Below are 25,801 nucleotides of genomic sequence, written 5' to 3' on the forward strand. Positions count from 1 at the left end.
TATTAACTTTAAGTATAATTATAGTTGAATTTTATAGAGAGCTAAATATTAAACAAGACAATCTTTTTTTGTCTCATTTTTATTTTATTTTTCAGTTTGTTTTTTTGTCTCTTTTTTATAAAATAAATTTTACAAGAAAACAGAAAATATGGGTGAATCTAATTTTCGTAATAGTTGCTTTAGTTTTAGGTATTCAATATTCTAATAACCTATCATTATTTAATCAATTCAACTTGTTAGAAATTCTTATAACCTCATTTCCTTTGGTAGTATATTCTATTATTCACCTATATAATTCCTTAGGAAAAAAAGGGAAATACATGTATATAAATGCTGCTGTATTGATTTATTTATCGGTAAGTACGCTCATTTTTATTTTAGGAAACCTAATAATTTCTGCAGTTGCTAAATCGGTATCTACTGATGTATGGTTGCTAAACAAAGTGTTTTATGGAGGTTATTTGGCTCTAATATTAATTGAATGGAGAAAGAGTTTATGGAGAACGAAAAATTAATAATACAAGCCTTAGTGTATGGAATTATATTCTTGGTTTTAATAACCACAGGATTAATCTTGTTTTTTCATTACTCGAGACAAAAAATAGTACAAAAAGAGCTTGAAAAAGCGGCTTTAAAACTAGAGAATCAACAAAAAATATTACAAACATCTATAGCTATTCAAGAAACCGAACGTAAACGTATAGCGCAAGATTTACATGATGCTATTAGCTCGAAGCTTAATATTGTTAGTTTATCTACCAATGTACTTTTAACCGACAAATCTATTAATGAAAAACAAAGAGCTTCGTTAAATCAAATACTTGAAATTACTTCAACAACACTAGAAAGTTCTAGGAAAATTGCGCATGACTTAATGCCTCCAATTTTAGATGAATTTGGACTTAAAGTTGCTTTAGAAGAATTATTTGATGACTTTTCAGCAAATACTAGCTTAGAAATAGAGCATAATATTGAAAATTTAAGTAAATTATCAAGAACCAATCAATTACACGTATTTAGAATTATTCAAGAATTAATGAATAATTCTATAAGGCATGGAAAAGCTAATGAATTAGCTATATATATGGAGGAAAATCTAACAGGTTTTAAATTAAGATACCAAGACAATGGTACTGGTTTTAATGTTAAAGAAGTTTCTAAAAAAAACGGAATCGGTTTACAAAATATAAATAGTCGTGTTAAAATTTTAAATGGAACTCTAAAAATGGAAAGCACAAAAAATAATGGAAGCCTTTTTATTATAAAATGCAAATATCATGAGTAAAATAAAGATCGCATTAGCTGATGATGAACTTTTATTCCTACAAGGGTTAAAAGCTATTTTAGGTAACGAAGAAAATATTAATATTCTTTTTGATGCAGAAGATGGTGAAGATCTAGTACAGCAATTACGTGAAACAAAAAACCTACCAGACATTGTTATAACCGATCTTAAAATGCCTAATTTAAATGGTGTTGAAGTCACCAAAATTATTCATAAAGAATTTCCAAACATAAAAGTAATTGCACTTACTAGTTACTTTAGTAAACCTTTTATTTTAAACATGATTTCTATAGGAGCTGTAGCTTATTTAGCAAAAAACAGCACTCCTGCTTTAATGATAAAAACCATTCAAGAAGTCTACGAAAAAGGCTTTTACTATGATGAGCAAGTAATGAAATTTGTTCATCATAGTATTACTAACCCGAAGGATAAAAACACAAAATCCACATTTGATAGTAGTTATTTCACCAAACGTGAAATTGAAGTTTTAGATCTAATCTGTAAACAATTTACAACAAATGATATTGGAGAAAAACTTTTTATCAGTCCAAGAACAGTAGAAGGGCACCGTAATAATTTACTACTAAAAACCGAATCTAAAAATGTAGCAGGATTGGTTATTTATGCATTAAAAAACAAACTAGTATCTTTAGACAACAACAGTTTTTAAATAAAAAAAGCTCCTACAGAAGGAGCTTTTAATTTATGTTTACTGTTATTAGTCTCGACCACCAAAAACTTGAAGTGCCCAATACAACAAAGATGCTAATGCACCAATAGCTGCGACTAAATAGGTTCTAGCAGCCCATTTTAAAGCATCCTCAGAACCAGCATACTCTTCTTGCGTAACCATATTTTTATTCTTTAGCCAAGCTAATGCTCTATTACTCGCATCATACTCTACAGGTAAAGTAATAAAGCTAAACAATGTAGCAAAACCCATAAATACTAAACCAGCAATAGCAACCCAATACCCCATTCCTACACCTGCTGCTGCACCAAGTACTAAACCTCCTATAACTAGCCATTGCGACATACCAGAGGTTACACTAACTATTGGTACCAAAGCAGAACGCATGCCTAAAGCACTATACGCTTGTGCATGTTGTACAGCATGACCTACCTCATGAGCAGAGACAGCAGCAGCAGCAGCATTTGCGTGATTATAAACTACTTCACTTAGATTTACTGTTTTATTTTTTGGATTATAGTGATCTGTTAATTGTCCTGCGGTTGAAATAACCTCAACATCTGTAATACCATGATCTGCAAGCATTTTCTCGGCAATTTCTTTACCTGTCATTCCATTTCGTAAATGAACTTGCGAGTATTTCTTAAACTTTTTCTTTAATTGATTACTTACTAACCAACTTACTAGCGATATTGCTCCTATTAATATATAATATCCAATCATTCTTTTTGTTTTTATTTTTTTTAAATATACTATAAGTATAGCAAAAAGCAAGCCAATTTATTTGTGAGAAAATTTGTCAGTATACCTGTTTTATTAAGTGGGCTTTTTGAATACCACCAATAGGATATGAAATCACAGGTATAGCATCTTTGCCTTCGGTACCTGAGCTTGTTTTTTGTTTGGTATTGCTAAATGTAATTTCAAAATCCATACTATCTTTATAAAAACGCTCTGTAGTTGTTATAATGTTATTTTGTACTTCAAACATAAAATACAAGGTGTTATCTAACAGCTTTGCATCTAATAGAATGCCATTATTTTCATCTACAATATACTCGCCTTTAGCAGAATTTTTTTCTATCAAATTATATTTGCGTTCCTGACGTTTTCCATCAAAAACATAGACTAACATATATTCATACTTACCAATAGAATCGGTTTTATTTAAATGAAACTCCATACCAATAATCTGTTTTCCATTCGCATTATTTATCTGTAAGTCGCCTTTATAAATGCCGTAAAAATCTTGCGGAAATTGTAAGGAGTCGTTTTGCGCTTTCACGGAAAAGTTAAGTACTGCGATAAGGATACAGAAAAAATATTTCATGTTTAATTTTTTATTAAAAATAAGAAATATAATCTTCTTCTTTTTGATTCCCCACCTAAACAAAGTCTATTTTACTTTTAAAGAACAATAAAAAGACACCAATTTACTCTTCCAAATGTAGCACTTGGATCACGTAATCATGCTCAAAAATAACAACTAAAGTTTCTTTCTTTGTCTCAAAAAAACTTGGTGGTTTACCTAACGAATACACCAAGTGATCTCTTCCGGTTAGTGTTGAAGGCTCTCCCTTTCCTAATAGTTCTACAACCGCATCTTTTGATTTTCCAATTAATACATTGCTTTCTTTAATATCCTTAGACATTTTATATCGTGAAAGCGGATTTGTATGCCATGAAACAGCATCAAATTGTTTCTCATTTAGTTGAATTACAAAATAGCTAATAACAGTTGCCAAAACAAAAACACCAACTATTATTTTGATTTTTTTTATCATCTTAAGACTCCCCTTTCTTGGGAATTAGCCAACTATGTTGACTATTTTACCTGGAACTACAATTACTTTTTTAGGAGTTCGGCCATCTAATTGTGCCATCGTTTTTTCATGAGACATAACTGCTTTTTCAATTTCATCTTTACTCAAATCCATTGGCAACTCTAATGTAAAACGCATTTTACCATTAAATGAAATAGGGTAATTTTTAGAGCTTTCCACCAAATGACTTGCTTCAAACTTAGGAAAATCTGCTGTAGATATAGATCCTACATTTCCTAATTGGCTATATAATTCTTCTGCAATATGTGGTGCATAAGGAGAAATTAAAACCAATAAAGGTTCTAGCACTTCTTTACTTGTACATTTTTGAGCAGTAAACTCATTAACTGCAATCATAAAGGTAGAAACCGAAGTATTAAAAGAAAAATTCTCGATATCCTCTTCTACTTTCTTTATGGTTTTATGTAATGTTTTAAGGTTGTCTTTTGTTGGTGCAACATTAGTAACGTTTAAACCATTTTCACCAATATACAATTTCCATAGTTTTTTAAGAAAACCATGCACTCCTGTAATACCAGAAGTATTCCAAGGTTTTGCTTGCTCTAAAGGGCCAAGAAACATTTCGTATAAACGAAGACTATCGGCTCCATATTGCTCGCAAATTGCGTCAGGGTTTACCACATTATATTTGGATTTAGACATTTTTTCGACTTCGCGTCCTACTTTATACACGCCATCTTCTAAAAGGAATTCTGCATCTTTAAAATCTTCTCCAAATTCACCATCCTTTTTTAACCCTACAATATCTAACTCATCGGAAGCATTCACGTATTGTACCTTTACATGAATAGGAAACACCTTTTTATCTTCAATTAAACCTTGAGAAAAATATGTATTTGTTCCGTCTTCACGATATACAAATGCACTAGTCCCCAAAATCATCCCTTGGTTAATTAGCTTTTTAAACGGTTCTTCTACACCTACAAACCCTCTATCTTTTAAAAACTTCACCCAAAATCTAGAGTATAATAAATGCCCTGTTGCATGCTCGCTTCCTCCAATATACAAGTCTACATTTTCCCAGTAGTTAAGTGCATCTTTGCTTGCAAAGTCTTCACCTCTTTTGGCTTTTTCTTCCATGTAACTAAAAAAGTACCATGAGCTCCCTGCCCAACCTGGCATGGTATTTAGTTCTAAAGGATGTATCGTTATGTTGTCAATCTTATCGTTATTAACAACTGTGTTTGTATTGGTATCCCAAGCCCAAACATTTGCACGACCTAAAGGTGGCTCTCCTGTTTCGGTTGGTAAATATTTTTCAACATCTGGTAATGTAATTGGTAAATGTTCTTTGCCAATCATTTGTGGCATTCCATTAACATAATACACAGGAAACGGTTCTCCCCAATATCGTTGTCTGCTAAAAACCGCATCGCGAAGCCTGTAGTTTGTTTTCCCTTTACCTTGACCTAATTTCTCTAATTCGTAAATTGCTAATTTGGTAGCTTTCTTATAGTTTAAACCATTAAGAAAATTGGAGTTCGCAATTTTCACATTATCTTTAGATGCATATGCTTCTTCAGAAATATCAACACCTTCAAAAATATTTGGAATGCTAATATTAAAATGTTTTGCAAAATCGTAATCCCTTTGATCTCCACATGGTACAGACATAACTGCTCCTGTTCCGTAACCTGCCAACACGTAATCTCCAATCCAGATAGGAATTGGTTCTTTACTAAAAGGGTGTTCAGCATAAGCCCCTGTAAATGCACCAGAAATGGTTTTTACATCTGCCATACGATCGCGTTCACTACGTTTTGCTGTTGCTAGAATATAAGCGTCAACTTCGGCTTTTTGTTCTGGAGTTGTAATTTTTTGTACTAAATCGTGTTCTGGTGCAAGAGTCATAAAACTAACACCAAAAATAGTATCTGGTCTTGTTGTAAAAACATCAATAACTTGTTCTAGATCTTTTACATTAAAAGTAACAGATGCACCTACCGATTTTCCAATCCAGTTACGTTGACTTTCTTTAAGAGAGTCTGTCCAATCTATAGTATTTAAACCTTGTAACAAACGCTCTGCATAGGCAGAAATTCGCATGGACCATTGTGTCATTTTTTTACGCACAACAGGGTGGCCACCACGTTCGGAAACGCCATTTACAATTTCATCATTTGCTAAAACTGTTCCTAAAGCGGGACACCAGTTTACTTCTGTTTCGGCTAAATAGGTTAGTCTGTATTTTAGTAAAATTTCTTCTTTTTCTTTTTCTGAAAAAAGATTCCATTCTGCGGCAGTAAATTCTTCTACACTATCATCGCAAACGGCATCTACAGCAGCATTTCCTTCGGCTTGAAAAACTTTTACTAATTCGGTTATAGGGAAAGCTTTATCTCCATGTCTACAGTACCAAGATTCAAAAAGCTGAATAAATATCCATTGTGTCCATTTGTAATATTCAGGACTAGAAGTACGTACTTCACGAGACCAATCGAATGAAAAACCAATTTGATCTAATTGTCTTCTATAGGTTTTTATATTGGTTTCTGTAGTAACTGCAGGATGCTGACCAGTTTGAATAGCATACTGTTCTGCAGGTAAACCAAAACTATCATAACCTTGTGGATGCAAGACATTAAAGCCTTTATGACGTTTATAACGTGCATATATATCACTTGCTATATAACCTAATGGATGACCAACATGTAATCCCGCTCCAGATGGATAAGGAAACATATCCAAAACATAATATTTTGGTTTATCACTAGTATTTGAGGCTTTAAACGTTTGGTTTTCTGCCCAATATTTTTGCCATTTGGCTTCAATCGTGTTGAAATGGTATTGCATTTTATATTTCTTTATTAACCTATTTAAGTACCAATTACTGCGACCGAACACAGTATATTATATACTTAATAAGGCGCAAATTTACGGTTTATTATAAGATTGTAAAAGGAAGAACTATCAAAATACTGGTTGCATGATTTTTCCAGAGTATAATACCCAAATCATAGATAAAATTGCGAATACATTCATAGCTAATCCGAATAATTTCATCTGTGAGAGGGAATATGGTTTTTCTTTAAAAAAAAGAAACGTATCTAAAATTAGCCATAAGGAAAAAACCGCTAAAAAGCCAGCGAGTACATAATCTTGAAACCAATACGAAAGAATAAAAGTTTCTAAAAATAACAGAAACAGCATGATTAGTTTTGTGCTTTTACGACCAATAACTGTGGCCGTAGTTTTTTTACCAGCTTTCAAATCTGGCTCAATATCCATGATTTCTCCTGCAATATGTGCTTGAAAGGCAAATAAGGTTAAATATAGAACAGTTTGCCAAGGCAAATCTTGTAAGTCATTAAGTTGTACACTAAAAAAAGCCGTAAAAACATAACCCATTTGTATACAAATTTCAAAAGGAGGACGTTCTTTAATTCGGAAAGGCTTAAAATTATAAACGATGTTTATTACTATCATAAACAGTAATAATAGTAACATTTTAAATCCGGAAACTAATGTGAAATAAATAATAAAAGGAGTAACAATCAACACTACCTTTTTAACTATTGTAGATAGCTGCTTTTTTGTGGATCGTGCTCCAAAAAGAAAGTTTCCTTTTCTTTCATTTATTTCATCTGAAAGATAATCGTTATAATCATTCAACCCATAAACTAAATAATTTAAAGGAAAAGTAACAAATAGTAAACCAATCCAGAAATTAGTATCGTACAAAAAACCCGATTCCAAACTAAAAGGAACTAAATAAATCCAGATTGTTGGAAACCATAAACCTGGACGAGAAATTTTTAAATCGTGAATCAAATACGTGTAAATTATTAAATTACTAGTACCTCAAAGTTAAAGGTATTGCAACACTATTAAAAGTTTAAACGTTATAAACACTAAGTAAACATTTTCTTTATTATTTTTACAACATTAACAAACCCTTTTTATGAGCGCATCTTTTGAAAAATACCAGAAACGTAAATTAATATCCTCTTACTTTTCGGTAGTATTAAGTATTGCTTTAGTCTTGTTTCTATTAGGCTTATTAGGTATGCTGATACTTAATGCAAAAAAAGTTTCCGATCACTTTAAAGAGCAAGTAGTGGTAACTATCTATTTAAAAGATAATGCAAAAGACGTTGAAACAAAACAATTAGAAAAGAGTTTAGCTTTGGCAGATTACGTAAAATCTACCAATTATGTTACCAAAGAACAAGCTGCAGCAGCTATGAAAGCCGAAAACGGAGAAGATTTTATGGAGTTTTTAGGATACAATCCGCTACAAAATTCTATTGATGTGCACTTAAAAGCAGATTATGTCACCTCTGAACATTTAGAAGAAATAGCAAAAGAAGCATTAAATAAAAATTTTGTAGACGAAGTTCGTTATGATAATGACTTAGTAACATTAATGAATAACAACGTAAAAAAAATTAGCTTTTGGGTTTTAATTCTTAGTGGAATTTTCACTCTAATTGCGGTATTACTTATTAATAGCTCCATACGTTTGGCTGTTTATGCCAAACGATTCACTATTAAAACCATGCAAATGGTTGGTGCGACAAAACGATTTATCCGTAAACCTTTTGTATTTAAAAGTGTACAATTAGGAATTATTGGAGCCATTATAGCCATGTTAGGAATGGCAGTTGTATTGTATTATTTAAACCTTACTTTTCCAGAACTGGACTTATTGAGAAACCCAGTTTTAGTAGCTGTTTTATTTATTGGTATTTTCCTTTTAGGAATTATAATTACTTGGATTTCAACATTTTTTGCAACGCAACGTTTCTTAAACTTAAAAACAGACCAGCTATATTAATTAGCAATAAACGGGGTTTTTTTTCGTTGGTTTTAAACAACCAACACCTAAAAACCATGAGAAAATTAATTCCTTTTATACTTTTCATTTTTCTATGTACTTCTTGTGTCGTTCAAAATACAACACCAGAAAACACTGTGAAACTTAATATTACTGTTACCAAAATTACAGAAGGAGGCGTTAAAGATATTGTCTTTCACGATAGTGGTTCGGATTACTACTATATAAATCGTGGTTTAGAAAACGGATTAAATTTAGATTCTCTTAACGCTAAAGTTTTAAATAAAACCGTTACTTTGCATCTAGCAAAATTAATTGGAGGAGTTACTTCAGAGCATATATCGCAATTGGCACTAGGTGACGAAATTATTTATACAGAATTCAAATAAAATGGGAGAACAAAAACGAAAAGAACAAACACAAAGCGAATTTATTTTTGGAAAGAAAAACTATAAATTCATGTTTATTGGTTTAGCTTGTATCGCTTTAGGTTTTATACTAATGTCTGGAGGAGGAAGCGATGATCCTGCTGTTTTTAATCCTGAAATATTTAGCTGGAGAAGAATTAGATTAGCACCAACTTTAGTGCTTATTGGTTTTGGAATTCAGATTTACGCGATTCTTTTAAATCCGAATAAAAAATAAAATTTCCTCTAAAACGCATTAAATTACAAGCATAAAATAACATTTGGTAATAGTATTTTAATACTTTTGCCAACATGAATGTTATAGACTCCATCATTTTAGGAATAATACAAGGATTAACAGAATTTCTCCCTGTATCTTCAAGTGGCCATTTAGAGCTTGGTAAAGCTATTCTAGGCGACAACTCTGTTCCAGAAGAAAGCTTACTTTTTACTGTTGTTTTACACTTTGCAACCGCTTTAAGCACCATTGTTGTTTTTAGAAAAGACATCCTTAGCTTACTTAAAGGAGTCTTTAAATTTCAGTGGAACGAAGATTTACAGTTTGTATCTAAAATTGCGCTTTCCATGGTTCCTGCTGTTATTGTTGGTTTGTTTTTTGAAGAACAGTTAGAAGCCTTATTTGGAGGCAACATACTATTAGTTGGTTGCATGTTACTAGTTACAGCTATTCTATTATTTTTAGCAGATAAAGCCAAAGACACAGACAAAAAAGTATCTTTTAAAAACGCATTTATTATTGGTGTTTCGCAAGCCATTGCAATGCTTCCTGGAATTTCGCGTTCGGGAGCTACTATTTCTACTTCGGTTTTATTAGGAAACGATAAAACGAAGGCTGCACGTTTTTCGTTTTTAATGGTGATTCCTTTAATCTTCGGAAAGATTGCAAAAGATATTTTAAGTGGCGATTTAACTTACGACGCTCAAAACTTCACTTCCCTTTCTATAGGATTTGTTGCTGCTTTTGTAGCTGGACTTTTTGCTTGTACCTGGATGATTTCATTGGTAAAGAAAAGCAAACTTTCTTATTTTGCTTACTATTGTGCTATTGTTGGTTTAATAGCTATAATTTATTCCGCTTTAAGCTAAAATGTTAACCGAAGAAGACTACAAAACAGGACAGGTTTTATTAATAGACAAACCATTAAACTGGACCTCTTTTCAGGTGGTAAATAAGCTACGTTGGGAAATTCGACAAAAGTTTAATATAAAAAAAATAAAGGTTGGCCATGCTGGAACTTTAGACCCTTTAGCTACAGGCTTATTAATTATTTGTACTGGTAAAATGACCAAGCAAATAAACACCTTTCAAGGGCAAATTAAAGAATATACTGGAACTATTGTATTAGGTAGCACAACACCTTCGTACGATTTAGAGTCGGAAATAAACAAAACTTTTTCTACAGACCATATTACAAATGAATTGGTAGAAGAAACGACCAAACAATTTATTGGTGAGATAGATCAATTTCCCCCTATTTTTTCTGCTTTAAAAAAAGATGGAAAACGTTTATATGAATATGCAAGAGCAGGTGAAGAAGTAGAAATAAAATCTAGAAGAATTACTATTGAAGCTTTTGAAATTACACGTTTTGAAAATAACGAGGTCGATTTTAGAGTAGTTTGTAGTAAAGGTACTTATATTCGTTCTTTAGCGCATGACTTTGGAAAAGCATTACAATCTGGAGGGCACCTTTCGGTTTTAAGACGCACAAAAATTGGCGATTATCATATAAATAACGCGACTAGCATTGAAGCTTTTATAGAAGCATTAGATACTTAAAAATCTTTTTTGGCTTTTTTAACGTATCTTTAAGTGTTGCTCACAATCTTAATACGTTATTAACTTACATGCTATTTAACAATAAACATAAAGCTATGTGCATTACGTTTCTAATTACAGGAACGATAGTTTTGAGCATGTTTAACTTTCATATTTTAAAAGATCAAGAAGAAATTATCGAAACTTTCTACGAAATTGAACCTGCAAATGAAATCATAAAAGAACAACGAACTGCACAAGAAAAAGTTACCAAAGCCGAAACAAATAAAGCATATAATCAAAATCAAGAAAGTAAACATTTTGCTTATGCGCAAAAAAGAATTGCTCCACCTAAAGATTATGTAAGACCAGAATTAAGTAATTCGGATTATGGTTTTTCTAATAAAAATAAGCATTTAAAAAAAGAATCAAGAATTGAAAAAGAAGAATTTAATTCCTTTAGCAAAGCAAACGATGTTTTAAAAAAACAACGAAAAGAAAGTAATAATGCGAAAAGCTCGGTTGGTTATTCTTTAGTAAACAGAAAACATAAATATTTACCAACACCAATATATTTGTGTGAAGCAAGTGGAAAAATAGTAGTAAATATTACCGTTAATACTTCTGGAAAAGTTACTGAAGCATCTTATAATAACGCTTCTAATTCTTCAAATAATTGTTTAATAGAACACGCTATTGAATATGCTAAAAAAGCAAAATTTAATAGTAATACAACCCAAGAATCCCAAATAGGTACTATTACTTTTTATTTTGAAGGGAAATAAGAAAGACAAATTACTCCCTTAAACACAGCTTCCTTTATTTAAAGAAAGCTATTATTAGTTTTGTAACAGTTTTAACAAATCATCTACAGCATTTTGACCTTTATCTTTATTGTACCAACGTTGTAAATCTTCTTTAAACTCTGGAGTTAACTTACCATGTTCTTCTTTATAATCATTTACAAGTTGTGTTGCAGCGCTAGGTCTTGGCCCAAATGTATTAACTACTTCTCCAGAAACGTCATCTACCATAATTAGTTTAGGTATAGATTTTCCTCCATTGGTTAAAAAATTATTCATTAGCGCTTCGTTTTCATCACGTAATACAACTTGAAGCTTAATATTATCATTAAGCTCTGCAACCTTTTGCATTGCTGGCATTACATGTGCAGCATCACCACACCAACTTTCGGTAAGCACTAACCAAGTCACTTTTTTATCTAATTTTTCTATTTGTTCTTTAACAACTTCGTTAACTTTTAAGGTTTTATCCCAACGTTTCATACGTCTTGCATTAAGCATTGTGTATTCTACAAGGTTTTCAGATTTATCTGTTCCAGTAGTATCTTTATTTTCGGCTAATTCTTTTACTAAAGTTACATATTCTGGATATGTAATACTTTTATCTAAACTCTCTTTAATTATATTTTGCATATACTTTATTTCTAACAGTAAAAATAATTTTATATCTATTTTTAATTTATGACTTTTATCATATCTATGTCTATCTTTATAACAAAAACTTACAGGTACTAATAAATTGAAATTATGAAAAAGCATAAATGTGGATGGTGTGTTGGAGATGAATTATATGAAGCATATCATGACCAAGAATGGGGAGTTCCTGTTTTTGATGATGAAACTCTTTTTGAATTCTTAGTTTTAGAAACCTTTCAAGCTGGTTTAAGTTGGATTACAATTTTAAGAAAACGCAATAACTTTTTTGATGCTTTTGATCAATTTGATTATAAAAAAATAGCAAAATACAAACAAGACAAAATAGATTCCCTATTAGAAAACGCAGGAATTATTAGAAATAGATTGAAGATAAAAGCGACAATTACCAATGCGCAAGCATTTATGGAAATTCAAGAAGAGTTTGAGAGTTTCTCCAAATACATATGGGCTTTTGTAGATGAAAAACCATTAAAAAATAAAGTCGAAAATTATAAAGATGCTCCTGCAAATACAGCAATTAGCGATGCTTTGAGTAAAGATTTAAAAAAACGAGGTTTTAAATTTGTTGGTTCCACCGTTATGTACGCCTTTATGCAAGCAACAGGAATGGTAAATGATCATGAAGTTGGTTGTTTTAGATATGAAGAAGTATAATTAAATGCACGACACTTGACAAAAATTAACATTACATACACACTTATACTAGCAATATTGTTTCACTGTAGTTTATTTTCACAAGCTAAAAATGAAGTAGAAATACGTGTTACTGCAGCCCAATTTCCGGATATTGCATTAACCTATTTAAAAGGCCTTCCTGAAAACACAAAACCAATAAAACTATTTAAAGAAACAAATAATGAAAAAAGTAGTTTTGAAGCTAAATTTAAGCTTCGCAAAAAGCACTATAGTATTGAATTTAATAAAGAAGGTATACTAGAAGACATTGAGATTTATATTAAAAAGCGCCATATTAATAAACAAACATTTCATAAAATCGATTCGTATTTAACTAAAAACTACAGTAAATATCGTTTTATTAAAATTCAGAAACAATACAGAAACACCACTAATACAAATACATTTTCGGTTTTAAACGAGGCTATCAAGAATACAGATGTGTCTAATATTTTTTATGAAACAATTACAGAAATCACAATTGAAGGAAAAAGAGAAATCCTAGAAATCACTTTTACTAAAGATGGTGTATTTTCAACTTCACAACCTGTAAATTTAGAATCTTACGAACATGTATTATATTAAAAAACTAATATATATAGGTTTGTTTTTTTGTGCTTCAAAAAGTATTGCACAAGAATCTTTTGAGTCTTTAAGTGAATCTGCATTTTCTGTAAATCATAAATTTTCATCTGTTTACAAAGCAAATTTTGCAATAAAATCTAGGGCATATATTTATCAAAATGATAACTTAAGATATAAACAAAGACAAGTAGATATCGTTCACTTCTCTACATATTCTTTAAACCACAATAATAGTTTGAGTTTAGGTATTCAATATAGAAATAGAGATCTATTTGAAGACAAAAGCAATGAACTAAGACTTACACAACAATACAATTTCACTAAAAAAAGATTAAGCAAGCGTTTTGGACATCGATTTAGAGTAGAACAACGGTTTTTAGAAGCTGTTACTGTACATCGAATACGTTATCGTTTTGCATTAGACTTTCCGTTAAAAGGAGACCAACTAGATATTAATGAAGCATATTTTATATCTTCTATGGAATTATTAAATAGCATGAATGCATTATCTGCACCCGAAATAGACCATAGAACAACAGTACAAATAGGCTGGTTACTTAGTGAAAAAATAAACTTACAAGCAGGATTAGAATATAGATTTGAAGCCTTTAATATAATTACAGAACAAAAGCTTTTTATATTAACATCTGCTATTTTAAAAATTTAAGAAAAGCATCTCTAGTTATCTCTTCTGCACCAAGGCTTTCTAGGTGTTTGGTGTATACTTGGCAATCTATAAGTTTGTAATTGGTATTTTGTATAAAGCTTATAAAAGCAACTTTACTCGCATTACTTACTTTAGTAAACATACTTTCTCCACAAAAAACACCATTATTTAAGTCTAAACCATATAATCCAGCAACAAGTATATCCTTTTGCCAAACCTCAACAGATTTTGCATAACCTAATTGATGTAATTTCAAGTATGCTTGCACCATAGTATCAGTAATCCATGTACCAGATTGTCCTTCTCGCTTTGCTATTGCACATGCCTTAATAACCCCTAAAAAATCTTCATTTATAGTAACCGTAAAATCTGCTTTTCTAAGTACTTGTTTCATACTTTTTGAAACCTTCAATTTTCCTGGAAACAATACAAATCTAGGATCAGGAGACCACCATAAAATTGGATCATTTTCATTAAACCAAGGAAAAACCCCCTTTTTATAAGCAAGTAAGAGCCTTTCAGGACTTAAATCGCCACCAATAGCAAGCAAACCATCTTTATCTGCATCTTCTACATTTGGAAATATTATATTTTGATCTAATAGATACATCTGGTAAAAATAAAAAAACCTCGATACCAATATGGTAATCGAGGTTTTTTTTATAAAATTTTCGCTTTTGCGGAAATTAAAAAAGATATTTAGAACGGTAAATCGTCATGATCTTCTTCTTTTACATCTGTTGCTGGCTCAAAAGCTTCTGCTGGTGGTACTGGTGGCATATCTCCAGATGCACTTCCTGCTTGTAAAGCTTCAATTCTCCATCCTTGTACCGAATTAAAATATTTAGTTTCTCCTTGTGGATTAACCCATTCTCTTCCTCTTAAATTGATATTTACTTTTACAGCTTGTCCTTCTTTATAGTTATTTAAAAGGTCTGTTTTATCTTGCACAAACTCTACTAGTATATGTTGCGGATATTGCTCTTCTGTTGTAACTACTAATTCTCTTTTTCTAAACCCATTACTTCCAAAAGTTTGAGTTTCTCCAATCATTTTTACTTTTCCTTGTACTTCCATTTTCTATATAATTATTAAATATTCGTCTGATTTGATATCGCAAATTTACGATAATAACATTTTCCAAGCACTTTCTAAATCATTAAAACTTAAAAAATCTTTTGCTTTTTTGTGTTTTATTTCGGTGGATAAAGAACTTAAATTATGTTCGTTTTTAAAAGCCTTAATGCTTTTTTCTTCTGGCAAGTTTTCAACATTAGCCAACATACCTAAATCGTTTCCTGTTAAGATAGCACTATTTTTTATTTCTTCGGGCAAACTATCTACACCGATTCCTAATGTAGAAAGCGGCTTTGGTATTTCGAAAAAACCTTCTTTTGCACGACTATAATAACTTCCTCCTGCCCTAGCTACTAGATCTAGTAACTCTTGATTAATAGATTGGTCTTGGTTTAATACGCCTTCTTCAATATGTAGTTTTACAACTTCGCAAACCACTAAATTTCCCGCTCCTCCTTCTGTACCTAGTTTTACTACTTGATTCACCTTGCATTCTAATTGAATAGGTGATTCTGCTACTCGAAAAGGTTTTACAATATCGGATGATAACATCGTTAAACCAGCTTTTTCAAACTCGTTTACACCTTCGGGATATTCTGTACTACTTAAAGACATTTGGTGCACTAAATCATAATTTACCACATTAATTACTACCTCTTTTACAGCTTCCACATTTTCAAGCGTATGCTTTATAGTGTTATCTCGTACACGACGAGCTGGAGAAAATATTAAAATTGGCGGATTGGCACTAAATACATTAAAAAAACTAAATGGCGACAAATTAGGATTCCCATTTGCATCTATAGTACTAGCAAAAGCAATAGGTCTTGGTGCGACTGCGCTTAATAAATACCCATGTAATTTTGGTGTTGTAAGCTCTTGTGGTGTAAATGATAGCATGTACAAAATAATTTATTCAAAAATAAGCCTTTTAACGCGCAACAAAAAACGATTTCCAAAAAGCTAGCACAATATTATTAACAGATTTGCATTGTATACTTAAAACAAATATTTTATTGATTTTTATACTTGCTCTTTTTTACTTTCTGTTCGTAAAAAATTTTAACTATAGTTACTACTATTCTAAAAATGGTTGCCTGCATAAAATAAAAAATATCTAATCCTAAATTACCAAAAACTACTAGCTTTAAGTATATTACAAGCTCTAAATATAATGTATGGTTTTTTCAAAAAACAGAAATCTTATTCGATGGATTATAGTAATAGCCTCTTTTGCTATTATTTCGTTAATTTTATGGAATACCTATGTTTTCTTTCAAAAGTTTAAAGCAGAAGAACGCATTAAAATGGAAAACTGGTCTTTTGCGCAAAATGAGTTCTTAAAGGTAGTAAGCGAACTCTCTACAGACGAAAATGCTTCTTCAAATTTAGATTTAACTTTAAAAATACTTAGTAGTAATAATACAACACCAATGCTTGTTGTAGATAAAGATTCTTCGCTGGTTACTTTTAATAATATTGGTGAAGGAACAAAAAAGGATTCTCTTTTTGCAGTTAAAAATACAAAGATATTAATTAAACAATTTAGTAGTGAAAACGTACCTGTAAGCGTAAACTACGACGGTCAAGTTCTTTATTATGGTAATTCGCCGCTATTAAACAAACTAAAATATTATCCGCTAGCACTATTGTTAATCATTATTTTATTTGCTGCTGTAGTTTACTTTTTCTACAGAAGTAATAAAACTGCTATAGAAAACAAATTATGGTCTGGTATGGCAAAAGAAACTGCGCATCAAATTGGCACACCTTTGTCTTCTTTAATTGGCTGGGCAGAGATATTAAAAACAGAAAATGTAAACCCAGATTATATTAAAGAAATTGAAAAAGATATTAGTAGATTACAAACCATTACAGAACGTTTTAGTAAGATAGGCTCTTTACCAAAATTAGAAAAAACAGATATCGTCGAAGAAACCTTAGCTACTTATGATTATCTTAAAACCAGACTCTCTAAACTAATTGATTTTGAGATCATTGTGCCAGAAAACAAAATTTTTGTAAATTTAAACAAACAGTTATATAGTTGGACTATCGAGAACCTTGTAAAAAATGGTATTGATGCTATGAAAGGAAAAGGGACTCTTAAAATTGAAATCAAACAATTAGAAAACAATATAAGTATTAACATTTCAGATTCTGGAAAAGGTTTATCAAAAAAACAATTTAAAGCTATTTTCGAACCTGGTTTTACTACAAAAAAGAGAGGTTGGGGTTTAGGGCTATCGCTTGCAAAACGTATTATTGAAGAATTTCATGATGGAAAAATTAAAGTATTACATTCTGAAATTAATAAAGGCACTACCATGCAGATTGCATTAAAAAGCATTTAATTATGGACAAAAAATGGATTACAATAAAAGAAGTGACCTTAAATAATAATTGTCCAGAATGCTATAACACAAATGGATTACAATTAACGTTTAAACAAAAATTTATAGAAAACTCTCTTTACAGATCGATAACCAACGAAACTACGCAAGCAATATATTGTAAAACTTGTAATACTGCTATTTTTCCTGTAATGTGGACCGAAGACATAGAGCGTGTATTTGCCTATCAACAAAAAGCATTTACACCTAAAAAAGCTTCCATAAAACTAAAAAAGAAAGCTTGGCTATTTATTACGCTATTTAGCGTTTTAATTCTTTGTGGAATTTTACTTGCAATTCTTTATAAATAAGACTGAATAGCTTTTGCTATTTCTTGAAACTCTTGAGTATTTAATTTTGTTTTCTGCATAAAACTTGCATCTTTCATTGTATTTAACGGAATTAAATGTACATGTACATGCGGCACCTCTAATCCTATAACAGAAACACCAACACGATTACAAACAATTGCTTTTTCTATAGCAATAGCTACTTTTCGTGAAAACTGCATCAAACCAATATAGGTTTCTTCGTCTAGATCAAAGATTTTATCTACTTCCTTTTTAGGTATACAAAGCGTGTGTCCTTTAGCATTTGGATTTACATCTAAAAATGCTAAAAACGCATCGGTTTCTGCAACTTTATAACAAGGTATTTCGCCTTTAACAATTTTCGTGAATATAGAAGCCATAAGATAAAAAGGTTTATTTGTAAATATAAAAATTCCTATTTATAACCGAATCGTTTTACGTTAAAAATAGGAATGAAAATTATTGTACCTTAATAAGGTTGCTGTAATGGCAAGAATAAATTATCTAGAAATCTCTACAATATCAAACTTAATAATACCACTTGGCACTTGTATTTCGGCAACATCACCAACACTTTTACCTAATAAACCTTTACCTATTGGTGAATTAACAGATATTTTACCTGTAGCCAAATCTGCTTCACCATCCGCCACCAAAGTATATAACATTTCCATGCCGTTGGTTTGGTTTTTTATTTTCACTTTAGAAAGTACTAAAATTTTAGAGTTATCCATTTGACTTTCGTCGATAACGCGAGCACCTGCTAGTTGATCTTCTAATTTAGAAATACGCATTTCAAGCATTCCTTGTGCTTCTTTAGCAGCATCGTATTCGGCGTTCTCACTTAAATCTCCTTTATCTCTTGCTTCTGCAATTGCCTTAGAGGCTTTTACGCGTTCTATGTCTTTAAGCTGTTTAAGCTCTTCTCTTAATTTTTTTAAGCCTTCTGCTGTATAATAAGATACTTTACTCATAACTTTATCGTTTATATAAAAGATGCTGAAACCTCCTTAGACAAATGCTCTGAGTAAGAGTTCAGCATAAAAAAATCTCGCATACACGAGATTGTATAACAAAAATACAAAATTTTTATATACTTAGTAAAAAATCTAAACAAAAGTACTTTATCTCAAGGTTTTATTTATGAACAAATGTTCCTTTAGTAAAAGTATTAAACACAGCATTGAAAGTACATTTTTTGTACATTGCCAAACAAAAAAAAGAATGAAAAAGTTATTTCTAATAACTATAAGTAGCTTTATAATGCTAGCTTGTAGTAAAAATGATAATAGTAACGACAACGAATTTCTAACCGATATAAATTTTGACACAGGAACGACTATAAACACAAGTTTTCCGCAGTACAATGATTTACTATTTCCTGGAAACCATGTGGTTTTATATACCTATGGTTTAAGTGGTATTGTAGTGTATTACTCAGGAAGCTCCTATATCGCTTTTGAGTTAAGTGATCCTAATCACTATTATCAAAACTGCTCTGCTTTAACTGTAGATGGTGTTATAGCAACCTGTAGTTGTGATGATGACAATTCTTATGATATATTAACAGGGCAACCTAATGGAACTACCACAGGACCCTATGGGTTAAAACCTTATTTTGTGGAAGTAAGCGGAAGTATCATCAGAGTATACAACAACTAAAGCGCAGAAATTCAACACTATAGAATTAAAATAATTTCGTTTTATAGAAAATATTCTATATGTTTTTCATATCTTAGTAGTGGGAATAAATTTTTAATGTATTAATTGATTAAAAAAAAAGCCATTCTATTTTTTAGAATGGCTTTTACTTTAAGGTATAAACTATGTGAATCTCTACTTTAAAATAACACGAGTTAAATTAAAATTTTAATGTAGCTCCTACTAAGAAATTTCTAGTTGCTTGGGGAAAATACCCAGCGCCTTCAATAGTTGTAGTTTCATCAGGTACAGACCATGTATCATCATAGGTATAATAATAACCGTTTGAAATATACTCTTCATTAAAAATGTTATTCACTAATGCAGTAAATGTAATAGACTTTACAAATGCATTGGTTTCTAATTGATAAGAAACATTAAAATCATTTACAAAATAACTATCTAATTTAGATGCTTCACTATCTGTGTTTCCCATATATTGCTCTCCTACATGTTTAGTTAGCAGTGCTAAATCTAGGCCTTTAACTGGATTAAAAACTAAGGCATTAGACAACACAAACTCTGGTGAAAAAGAAATATTTGTTTTACCTAAATCTGTTAAAGCGCCATCTCTATTTACAACAGTACTTTTATTTTTGTTAGAACTAACAGTTATAGCAGGTTGTATGGTTAACCATTTTAAAGGTTTTACTGCTGCTTCTACTTCTAAACCTAATCGATAACTTTCACCACTATTAGTTCGTACTGGATTACCTACATTGTCTCTTTCTCCGGTAAGCACTAATTGTTCATTATACAACATGAAGTACAAATTGGTATTAATACTAAATATTTCTGATTGATGTCTGTAACCTAATTCAAAATCATTTAATTGTTCTGGGTTAACAGTTTCATTGTTTTCAAAATCATCTCTATTTGGTTCTCTATTCGCTCTTGCATAAGAGAAGTATACGTTATCGTTAGTATTTAATGCATAGGTAATTCCTACTTTAGGATTGAAAAAACTATAATTTTCATCAATTAATAATGGAACTCTATCGGAGGTTAAACCTGTTGTTTTATAATCTACAAATCGCAATTGCAAATCTCCAAAAAGGGAAATTTTTTCATTTAATTTAACGGTTGCTTTAGTAAAAAAACTGGCATCTTTTTTCTTTCCATTTCCGTCGTAATAGGTATCGTTTATTTCACTAGAGCTTGCATTTCTTGCCCAAATAATTTCGCCAAAATGATCTCCATCATAAGCACTATAACTTCCGCCAAAAAGCATATCTAACTTATTTTTCTTAAAATTTGCATTGGCATTTACTACATAAAAATCGTTATCTAACCAACGTCTTCGTATTAAATCTGTCGTATTAATGGTTTCGCCTCCTAGAGTTACTTCATCTAAATCATAATCGGCAAAATCTTCATCTTCTTTATACTGCTCAAAGTATCCTTTACCATGCGTATAATTTAAACTTAAATTTGTTGACCAATAATTATTTATACGTTCTGTGTAATGTAACTGATAATGGTCTTGCTTGTAGTTATCTTCTTCATTTTCGTGAAAACGTGTATTGCCATTTTCATCGGTGTACATTCCTGCAACATTGAATGTTCTGTCGTCTTTTAAAACATCTAAATCTTCCAAACCATACCAAGATTGATACGTTACTTCGTGACCACTAAATGTAATTGCTTTAATTAAGCGATTATCGTCAACATAAGCACCTTGTAAGAAATAAGATTTAAGATCTGAAGTAGCTCTATCTATATAACCATCTGATTTTATTTGCGATAAGCGACCTGCAATTTCAAAATGATTATTTAATTTCCCTGTACTAAACTTCACGTTGTGTTTCCTGGTATTGTAACTACCAAAAGAATTAGAAATTTCACCATTAGCAACTTCGGAAACAGCATCTGTTAACACATTAATACTTGCTCCAAAAGCACCAGAGCCATTGGTAGATGTACCAACACCACGTTGTAGCTGCAAACTTTCTACCGAGGAAGCAAAATCTCCTAGATTTACCCAAAAAGTCCCTAACGATTCTGCATCGTTATAAGGTATACCATTAAGTGTAATATTAGTAGATTGTGCATTAATACCACGAACACGAATATACGTGTAACCAACTCCTGCTCCAGCATCTGTTGTGGTAACTACAGATGGTAAAAAATTAAGTAACACAGGAATATCTTGCCCTAAATTTCGCTTAGCAAGGTCTTCTTTACTAACATTTGTATGTGTAATTGGAGAAGTAGCATTTACACGAACGGCTTTTACTAGAACTTCATCTAGCTGCTCTGTTTTAGTAGAGTCTTGTTTTTTTTCTTGTGCATTAGCACGGACTGTTAACACTAAAAGTGTTAAAAAAAGAAATAGGTTTTTCATTACGATTATGTTTTATAATCGAATAAAAAGAGGTAATTATTCTTTTGTTATTAATTGATTTTGTTTGAGCGTATAAACGAATACGATATTAAAATGTTTCTTTTATTTTAAATCATTACATGCATAATTGTATACATAGTCAAATTTAGAATTAAAATTAACATGGTTAACTTTATCATACTCGCTAAAAATATCTTTAAGACATTTTCTTAACGCTCGCATTCCTAAACAGCATTACCTGTTCTAGGTTCAATGGGTATGATCTCAGCCAAAAAGATTTTTGAATTTTGAATTTTTGATTTATGATTTTTTGAATTTATGAATTCAACAATCTCCAATCCTTTAAGCACCCCTTTTTTGAGAACGATGCAAATGTAATGACGAATTATGAATTAATAAAGACTTCTTGTTACAATTTTATAAAAAAAAGAAAGTATTTAATCTAGGTTTGGTTTTTTTCTGTTTGCTTTCTTTTCAGAATTTACGCGTTTAGATTTTAAGCGTTTTATTTTTACTGCTTTAGGGATCTTAGTTGGTTTTCTTCTTTTAGGAACCACTAATCCTTCTTTAATTATTTGAAGGAATCTTTTTATGGCTATTTGTTTGTTTTTATGCTGACTTCTACTTTCTCCACATTGAAAAAGAAGTACATTTTCTTTTGTAAGTCTAGCATGTAGTTTTATTTTTAAACGTTGCTTTTGGTCTTCATTTAATACCTGAGAATCCTCTAAATTAAATGTAAGTTCTATTTTTGAAGAGACTTTATTTACATGTTGTCCTCCAGCACCAGAACTCCGTATTGCTTTAAACCTTAATTCGTGTATTAACTGTTGTTCATGAAACATTAGTCGTTTATTTGATGTGCCGCTTTTAACAAGTCTGTTACAGTTTTTACTGGATTAAAAGTAATTAGTGGTACTTCTACAAAAATGGTATTCCAATATGCCATAGCGCCATTCCAAAGTCCAGGAAGCTCTAAAGCTTTTAAGTCTTTTCCTGTTTTGGTTTTCATAGTAATAAACCCTGTTTTGGGGTCTACAAATTTATTCAAATCAAATTTTTCGCCTTTATAGTTTTTAATACCACAAACAAGGTCTACAGGATTAAAATGGGTTGCATTTTTTAATATTCTTTTTTGTGTTTTATTCTTTTTATCAATTTGTGCAGACTCTACAATTTGAAGGGAGATATTGCCACTTTCATCTTTGATCCAAAATGGTCCTCCTCCTGGTTCTCCTTCATTTTTCACCATACCACAAATTCGAATTGGACGATTTAATTTTTCCTTTAGATATTCAATTTGATAGGTTTCAGAATATTTTTCAAACTCTATATTAATTACAACATGTAGTTTATTCTTTAAAAATTCTGCTATACTAATTAGCTCTTTTTCCGAAAGGGTATTGCATTCTAATTTTTCTAAATAAGCAAATGCTTGTTCTTGTAATTCTATTAATAAACCACCAAGCATTTTCTTATATTCTGCGACTTCATTTTCATATTTAGAAACTACTATATTATCTATATTTTTAATAAAAATAACATCGGCATCTAGTTTATTTAAGTTATTTAAAAGTGCGCCATGACCAGAAGGTCTAAACAGCAAATCGCCATTATCTTCTCTAAAAGCATCATTTTTTGGTGTTACAGCAACGGTGTCTGTAGATTGGCATTGGTATGAAAATGATATATTAAATTTAGTCTTCGTTTTTGCTTTTACAATTTCTTCTACTCGTTTAAACTCAGCATCAAAAATATTTTTATGTTTTTCCGAAATGGTAAAATGTAAGTCTGCTTCATTATTTGAAGAAGCATAAAGTGCGGATTCAAATAAATGTTCTTCAAAAGCTGTAGATACATGATCTTTATATTGATGAAAAGGTAGTAATCCTTTAGGATAAAAACCATAATTAAGCTTTTCTGGTTCTAACATGGTTTTAATAAATTCTAACTTTTTTTCATCTTGCGTAAGGGAGTTAAAATTTGAGATAAGCGATTTAACTTTGTCAAGAACTTGTCCGTAAAAAGGAAACTTTTCTACACCTACCAAAAACAAAGATAACTCTGTAGCTTTATTTCTATTAATGTATGAATTAACACTTTCTTTATTTACATCATATTCTTTTATAAATTGAAACAAGAATTTAAACATTCTTGTTGCAGCTCCAGAAGCAGGAACAAATTTAAGAATAGATTTCTGGTTTCTTTTATCTTCGAAAAATTGAATTGCTTTCTTTTTTTCTGTTTCCGATAACTTTAAAATACCATTACCAATATTTGCAGCATCTTTTAAATTTACAAATGGAATTCCATTTTTAAAAAGTTGTATTTGAGCATTAACTTTTTCTAAAGTAAGGTTTTTAGATGCTATTTGTAGTTTATCTTTTTCTGTAAATTTCACTTCTTTCTATTTAATAATTCATCAATATGTTTTACTGCCATATCTAAACGAGTTTTCTTATCTCCTTTTAGCAAAACATAGGGTCTATTATATTTTATTAATGTTTCTTGAAATGCATTGAACATACTTAAACGTTCTTCTGGTTTATCTCTTAAATCATCTGCTTCCCAAGGAGTGTCAATATACGTTAAAAAGTATAAATCATATTTATTTTCTAGTGCATATTTTTCAAGAATAGGATCACAAATCCCTGAATAATAAGTTTCTGAATACACTTTAGTTTCCAGTAAATCGGTATCGCAAATTAATACAGAATCTGTTTTTTTAGCTAAAGCATTTTCTAATTTAATTTGCCCAATAGCAATTGGCAGCAAATCTTTAGGCTCGCAAGTTTTACGTTCATTATTCCATTTATCTTGCAGGTATTCTCTAGCATATTCGGGTGTCCAGACCGAATTGTAATATCTTGCTAATTGTCTTGAAAGTGTTGTTTTTCCAGTCGATTCCGGTCCAAACAAAACTACTTTTATACAGTTACTTGCTTCTTGTTTAAGCTTTTCTTCCATGCTAAATATCCTAAAATTGCTATAATTGTAAATCCAAAATACTGAAAACTGGTAAAGGTAAATCCTTTATAAAAATACAAAGGAATAGAAATAATATCACCAATAATCCAGTAGATCCAGTTTTCTATTTTACGTTTTGCCATAAGCCACATTCCTACAAAAAACACAGCTGTTGTAACGGTATCTATGTATGCTACCCAACCATTCCATTTATCAAACGTTTTATAAATAATAAATACAAAAACTAATGTTGCGAAAAAGATAGCTACACTTATTTTTTTTTCTTTATTGGTCGTTCTAGAAATTGGAGTAACATGACTAGCATCTACTTTTCGTGTCCAAATATACCAACCATATACACTCATAATAAAGTAATATGCATTAATCATCATGTCGCCTAAAAGTTGCCATTTTAATAATAAATACACGAATATACAGGTGCTTACCATTCCTGTTGGAAATACTAAAATATTGTTTTTTCTAGAAAACCAAACCGATAGAAATCCAAAAACAACTGCAACAATTTCTAATACAATATCTAGTGTTTGGTAATCGGCATACTGCCCAAAAAGGAAATCAAAAATGTGGTTCATAATCACTTCTATTGGTTTTAACTACCTTCATGGTTAGTACCGAAATATCTACTTCTTGAAAAGAACGTTTTATCTCTTGTGTTAAGAAAGGCATCAAGGTATCGTAATCTCCAAAAATTTGTGTGCTTAACGGATTTTCTAAAACCTTAAATTCAGAATCTCGTAAAGCTTTAATAAATTGAATTACATGTTTTTCATAATCATCCTGTAAAGGAGAAAGAGTAAGATCTACAGATATTTCCAT

32 protein-coding genes are annotated in these 25,801 nt (G+C 30.8%); 15 read left to right on the top strand and 17 right to left on the bottom strand.

Features of this window, described 5'->3' with window-relative positions; all coding sequences use genetic code 11:
* Positions 1 to 152 precede the first annotated feature (152 nt).
* The 3 genes from Q4512_RS01200 to Q4512_RS01210 are packed head-to-tail and all read left to right on the top strand — an operon-like array spanning position 153 to position 1,955.
* On the top strand, positions 153 to 515 hold the full coding sequence (locus Q4512_RS01200) for a hypothetical protein (RefSeq protein ID WP_303420748.1): 363 nt from the start codon (positions 153 to 155) through the stop codon (positions 513 to 515).
* The gene (locus tag Q4512_RS01205; RefSeq protein ID WP_303420750.1) at positions 482 to 1,285 is read left to right on the top strand and encodes a sensor histidine kinase; all 804 of its coding nucleotides are present in this window, start codon (positions 482 to 484) and stop codon (positions 1,283 to 1,285) included. The genes Q4512_RS01200 and Q4512_RS01205 overlap by 34 nt, the downstream gene beginning before the upstream one ends.
* Positions 1,278 to 1,955: a response regulator gene (locus Q4512_RS01210; protein WP_368389407.1), complete on the top strand. Its 678-nt coding sequence runs from the start codon at positions 1,278 to 1,280 to the stop codon at positions 1,953 to 1,955. Before Q4512_RS01205 ends, Q4512_RS01210 begins: the two co-directional genes overlap by 8 nt.
* A 48-nt stretch (positions 1,956 to 2,003) precedes the next feature.
* On the opposite strand, the gene Q4512_RS01215 is transcribed toward Q4512_RS01210, so the two are convergent.
* From Q4512_RS01215 to Q4512_RS01235, 5 genes are all read right to left on the bottom strand, one after another.
* Positions 2,004 to 2,699, bottom strand: coding sequence for a zinc metallopeptidase (locus Q4512_RS01215; protein ID WP_303420752.1), 696 nt, complete (start codon positions 2,697 to 2,699; stop codon positions 2,004 to 2,006).
* 76 nt (positions 2,700 to 2,775) lie between these two features.
* Positions 2,776 to 3,306: a hypothetical protein gene (locus Q4512_RS01220; protein ID WP_303420754.1), complete on the bottom strand. Its 531-nt coding sequence runs from the start codon at positions 3,304 to 3,306 to the stop codon at positions 2,776 to 2,778.
* A 103-nt stretch (positions 3,307 to 3,409) separates the two neighbouring features.
* Positions 3,410 to 3,760 (bottom strand): hypothetical protein, encoded by a 351-nt coding sequence (locus Q4512_RS01225; protein ID WP_303420757.1) that lies wholly within the window; start codon positions 3,758 to 3,760, stop codon positions 3,410 to 3,412.
* Positions 3,761 to 3,784: 24 nt separating this feature from the next.
* Entirely contained in the window at positions 3,785 to 6,613 is a 2,829-nt protein-coding gene (leuS, locus tag Q4512_RS01230; protein WP_303420758.1) for a leucine--tRNA ligase, read from the bottom strand.
* A 117-nt stretch (positions 6,614 to 6,730) separates the two neighbouring features.
* On the bottom strand, positions 6,731 to 7,591 hold the full coding sequence (locus Q4512_RS01235) for a UbiA family prenyltransferase (RefSeq protein WP_303420761.1): 861 nt from the start codon (positions 7,589 to 7,591) through the stop codon (positions 6,731 to 6,733).
* Between the two features lie 130 nt (positions 7,592 to 7,721).
* Between Q4512_RS01235 and Q4512_RS01240 the strand changes: the two genes are divergently transcribed.
* From Q4512_RS01240 to Q4512_RS01265, 6 genes are all read left to right on the top strand, one after another.
* On the top strand, positions 7,722 to 8,597 hold the full coding sequence (locus Q4512_RS01240) for an ABC transporter permease (RefSeq protein WP_303420764.1): 876 nt from the start codon (positions 7,722 to 7,724) through the stop codon (positions 8,595 to 8,597).
* Positions 8,598 to 8,653: 56 nt separating this feature from the next.
* On the top strand, positions 8,654 to 8,986 hold the full coding sequence (locus tag Q4512_RS01245) for a hypothetical protein (protein ID WP_303420766.1): 333 nt from the start codon (positions 8,654 to 8,656) through the stop codon (positions 8,984 to 8,986).
* Between the two features lies 1 nt (position 8,987).
* Positions 8,988 to 9,242, top strand: a complete 255-nt coding sequence (locus Q4512_RS01250; RefSeq protein ID WP_303420769.1) for a DUF3098 domain-containing protein — start codon at positions 8,988 to 8,990, stop codon at positions 9,240 to 9,242.
* A 74-nt stretch (positions 9,243 to 9,316) separates the two neighbouring features.
* Positions 9,317 to 10,111, top strand: coding sequence for an undecaprenyl-diphosphate phosphatase (locus Q4512_RS01255; RefSeq protein ID WP_303420771.1), 795 nt, complete (start codon positions 9,317 to 9,319; stop codon positions 10,109 to 10,111).
* Position 10,112: 1 nt separating this feature from the next.
* Positions 10,113 to 10,805, top strand: a complete 693-nt coding sequence (truB, locus tag Q4512_RS01260; protein WP_303420775.1) for a tRNA pseudouridine(55) synthase TruB — start codon at positions 10,113 to 10,115, stop codon at positions 10,803 to 10,805.
* A gap of 95 nt (positions 10,806 to 10,900) precedes the next feature.
* Positions 10,901 to 11,569 carry a TonB family protein gene (locus Q4512_RS01265; protein ID WP_303420777.1) on the top strand — a complete coding sequence of 223 codons (669 nt, stop codon included), beginning with the start codon at positions 10,901 to 10,903 and terminating at the stop codon, positions 11,567 to 11,569.
* 54 nt (positions 11,570 to 11,623) lie between these two features.
* Here the strand turns inward: Q4512_RS01265 and Q4512_RS01270 are convergent, their stop codons facing one another.
* The gene (locus tag Q4512_RS01270) at positions 11,624 to 12,220 is read right to left on the bottom strand and encodes a thioredoxin family protein (RefSeq protein WP_303420779.1); all 597 of its coding nucleotides are present in this window, start codon (positions 12,218 to 12,220) and stop codon (positions 11,624 to 11,626) included.
* 114 nt (positions 12,221 to 12,334) lie between these two features.
* Between Q4512_RS01270 and Q4512_RS01275 the strand changes: the two genes are divergently transcribed.
* Genes Q4512_RS01275 through Q4512_RS01285 form a run of 3 tightly spaced genes read left to right on the top strand, consistent with a single transcriptional unit; the run spans position 12,335 to position 14,171 of the window.
* On the top strand, positions 12,335 to 12,898 hold the full coding sequence (locus Q4512_RS01275) for a DNA-3-methyladenine glycosylase I (RefSeq protein ID WP_303420782.1): 564 nt from the start codon (positions 12,335 to 12,337) through the stop codon (positions 12,896 to 12,898).
* 15 nt (positions 12,899 to 12,913) lie between these two features.
* Positions 12,914 to 13,504, top strand: a complete 591-nt coding sequence (locus tag Q4512_RS01280) for a hypothetical protein (protein ID WP_303420784.1) — start codon at positions 12,914 to 12,916, stop codon at positions 13,502 to 13,504.
* On the top strand, positions 13,491 to 14,171 hold the full coding sequence (locus Q4512_RS01285) for a DUF2490 domain-containing protein (RefSeq protein WP_303420786.1): 681 nt from the start codon (positions 13,491 to 13,493) through the stop codon (positions 14,169 to 14,171). The genes Q4512_RS01280 and Q4512_RS01285 overlap by 14 nt, the downstream gene beginning before the upstream one ends.
* Here the strand turns inward: Q4512_RS01285 and aat are convergent.
* From aat to Q4512_RS01300, 3 genes are all read right to left on the bottom strand, one after another.
* Entirely contained in the window at positions 14,155 to 14,781 is a 627-nt protein-coding gene (gene aat / locus Q4512_RS01290; protein ID WP_303420788.1) for a leucyl/phenylalanyl-tRNA--protein transferase, read from the bottom strand. The genes Q4512_RS01285 and aat overlap by 17 nt on opposite strands.
* Before the next feature lie 89 nt (positions 14,782 to 14,870).
* Positions 14,871 to 15,248: a DUF3127 domain-containing protein gene (locus tag Q4512_RS01295; protein WP_303420790.1), complete on the bottom strand. Its 378-nt coding sequence runs from the start codon at positions 15,246 to 15,248 to the stop codon at positions 14,871 to 14,873.
* Between the two features lie 45 nt (positions 15,249 to 15,293).
* Positions 15,294 to 16,148, bottom strand: a complete 855-nt coding sequence (locus Q4512_RS01300; RefSeq protein ID WP_303420791.1) for a flavin reductase family protein — start codon at positions 16,146 to 16,148, stop codon at positions 15,294 to 15,296.
* A 278-nt stretch (positions 16,149 to 16,426) separates the two neighbouring features.
* Between Q4512_RS01300 and Q4512_RS01305 the strand changes: the two genes are divergently transcribed.
* On the top strand, positions 16,427 to 17,602 hold the full coding sequence (locus Q4512_RS01305) for a PAS domain-containing sensor histidine kinase (protein WP_303420792.1): 1,176 nt from the start codon (positions 16,427 to 16,429) through the stop codon (positions 17,600 to 17,602).
* A 2-nt stretch (positions 17,603 to 17,604) separates the two neighbouring features.
* Positions 17,605 to 17,952 (top strand): hypothetical protein, encoded by a 348-nt coding sequence (locus tag Q4512_RS01310; protein WP_303420793.1) that lies wholly within the window; start codon positions 17,605 to 17,607, stop codon positions 17,950 to 17,952.
* Here the strand turns inward: Q4512_RS01310 and Q4512_RS01315 are convergent.
* Together Q4512_RS01315 and greA are read right to left on the bottom strand one after the other, a co-directional pair.
* Positions 17,943 to 18,332 carry an HIT family protein gene (locus tag Q4512_RS01315; RefSeq protein ID WP_303420794.1) on the bottom strand — a complete coding sequence of 130 codons (390 nt, stop codon included), beginning with the start codon at positions 18,330 to 18,332 and terminating at the stop codon, positions 17,943 to 17,945. The two genes, Q4512_RS01310 and Q4512_RS01315, sit on opposite strands and share 10 nt — an antisense overlap.
* Positions 18,333 to 18,452: 120 nt before the next feature.
* Entirely contained in the window at positions 18,453 to 18,926 is a 474-nt protein-coding gene (gene greA / locus Q4512_RS01320) for a transcription elongation factor GreA (protein WP_303420795.1), read from the bottom strand.
* 250 nt (positions 18,927 to 19,176) lie between these two features.
* Here greA and Q4512_RS01325 point away from each other — a divergent pair, with 250 nt between their 5' ends.
* Entirely contained in the window at positions 19,177 to 19,614 is a 438-nt protein-coding gene (locus Q4512_RS01325) for a hypothetical protein (RefSeq protein ID WP_303420796.1), read from the top strand.
* 199 nt (positions 19,615 to 19,813) lie between these two features.
* Here the strand turns inward: Q4512_RS01325 and Q4512_RS01330 are convergent, their stop codons facing one another.
* The 6 genes from Q4512_RS01330 to Q4512_RS01355 form a co-directional block, all read right to left on the bottom strand.
* Entirely contained in the window at positions 19,814 to 21,997 is a 2,184-nt protein-coding gene (locus Q4512_RS01330) for a TonB-dependent receptor (protein WP_303420797.1), read from the bottom strand.
* Between the two features lie 437 nt (positions 21,998 to 22,434).
* Positions 22,435 to 22,842 (bottom strand): alternative ribosome rescue aminoacyl-tRNA hydrolase ArfB, encoded by a 408-nt coding sequence (gene arfB, locus Q4512_RS01335; RefSeq protein WP_303420799.1) that lies wholly within the window; start codon positions 22,840 to 22,842, stop codon positions 22,435 to 22,437.
* On the bottom strand, positions 22,842 to 24,398 hold the full coding sequence (locus Q4512_RS01340) for a DUF4301 family protein (protein WP_303420801.1): 1,557 nt from the start codon (positions 24,396 to 24,398) through the stop codon (positions 22,842 to 22,844). Before Q4512_RS01340 ends, arfB begins: the two co-directional genes overlap by 1 nt.
* Positions 24,395 to 24,964, bottom strand: coding sequence for an ATP-binding protein (locus Q4512_RS01345; RefSeq protein ID WP_303420803.1), 570 nt, complete (start codon positions 24,962 to 24,964; stop codon positions 24,395 to 24,397). The genes Q4512_RS01340 and Q4512_RS01345 overlap by 4 nt, the downstream gene beginning before the upstream one ends.
* The gene (pnuC, locus tag Q4512_RS01350) at positions 24,925 to 25,557 is read right to left on the bottom strand and encodes a nicotinamide riboside transporter PnuC (RefSeq protein WP_303420805.1); all 633 of its coding nucleotides are present in this window, start codon (positions 25,555 to 25,557) and stop codon (positions 24,925 to 24,927) included. Before pnuC ends, Q4512_RS01345 begins: the two co-directional genes overlap by 40 nt.
* Positions 25,541 to 25,801 (bottom strand): hypothetical protein, encoded by a 261-nt coding sequence (locus Q4512_RS01355; RefSeq protein WP_303420807.1) that lies wholly within the window; start codon positions 25,799 to 25,801, stop codon positions 25,541 to 25,543. The genes pnuC and Q4512_RS01355 overlap by 17 nt, the downstream gene beginning before the upstream one ends.

Source organism: Oceanihabitans sp. 2_MG-2023, assembly GCF_030547245.1.
GTDB lineage: Bacteria > Bacteroidota > Bacteroidia > Flavobacteriales > Flavobacteriaceae > Oceanihabitans.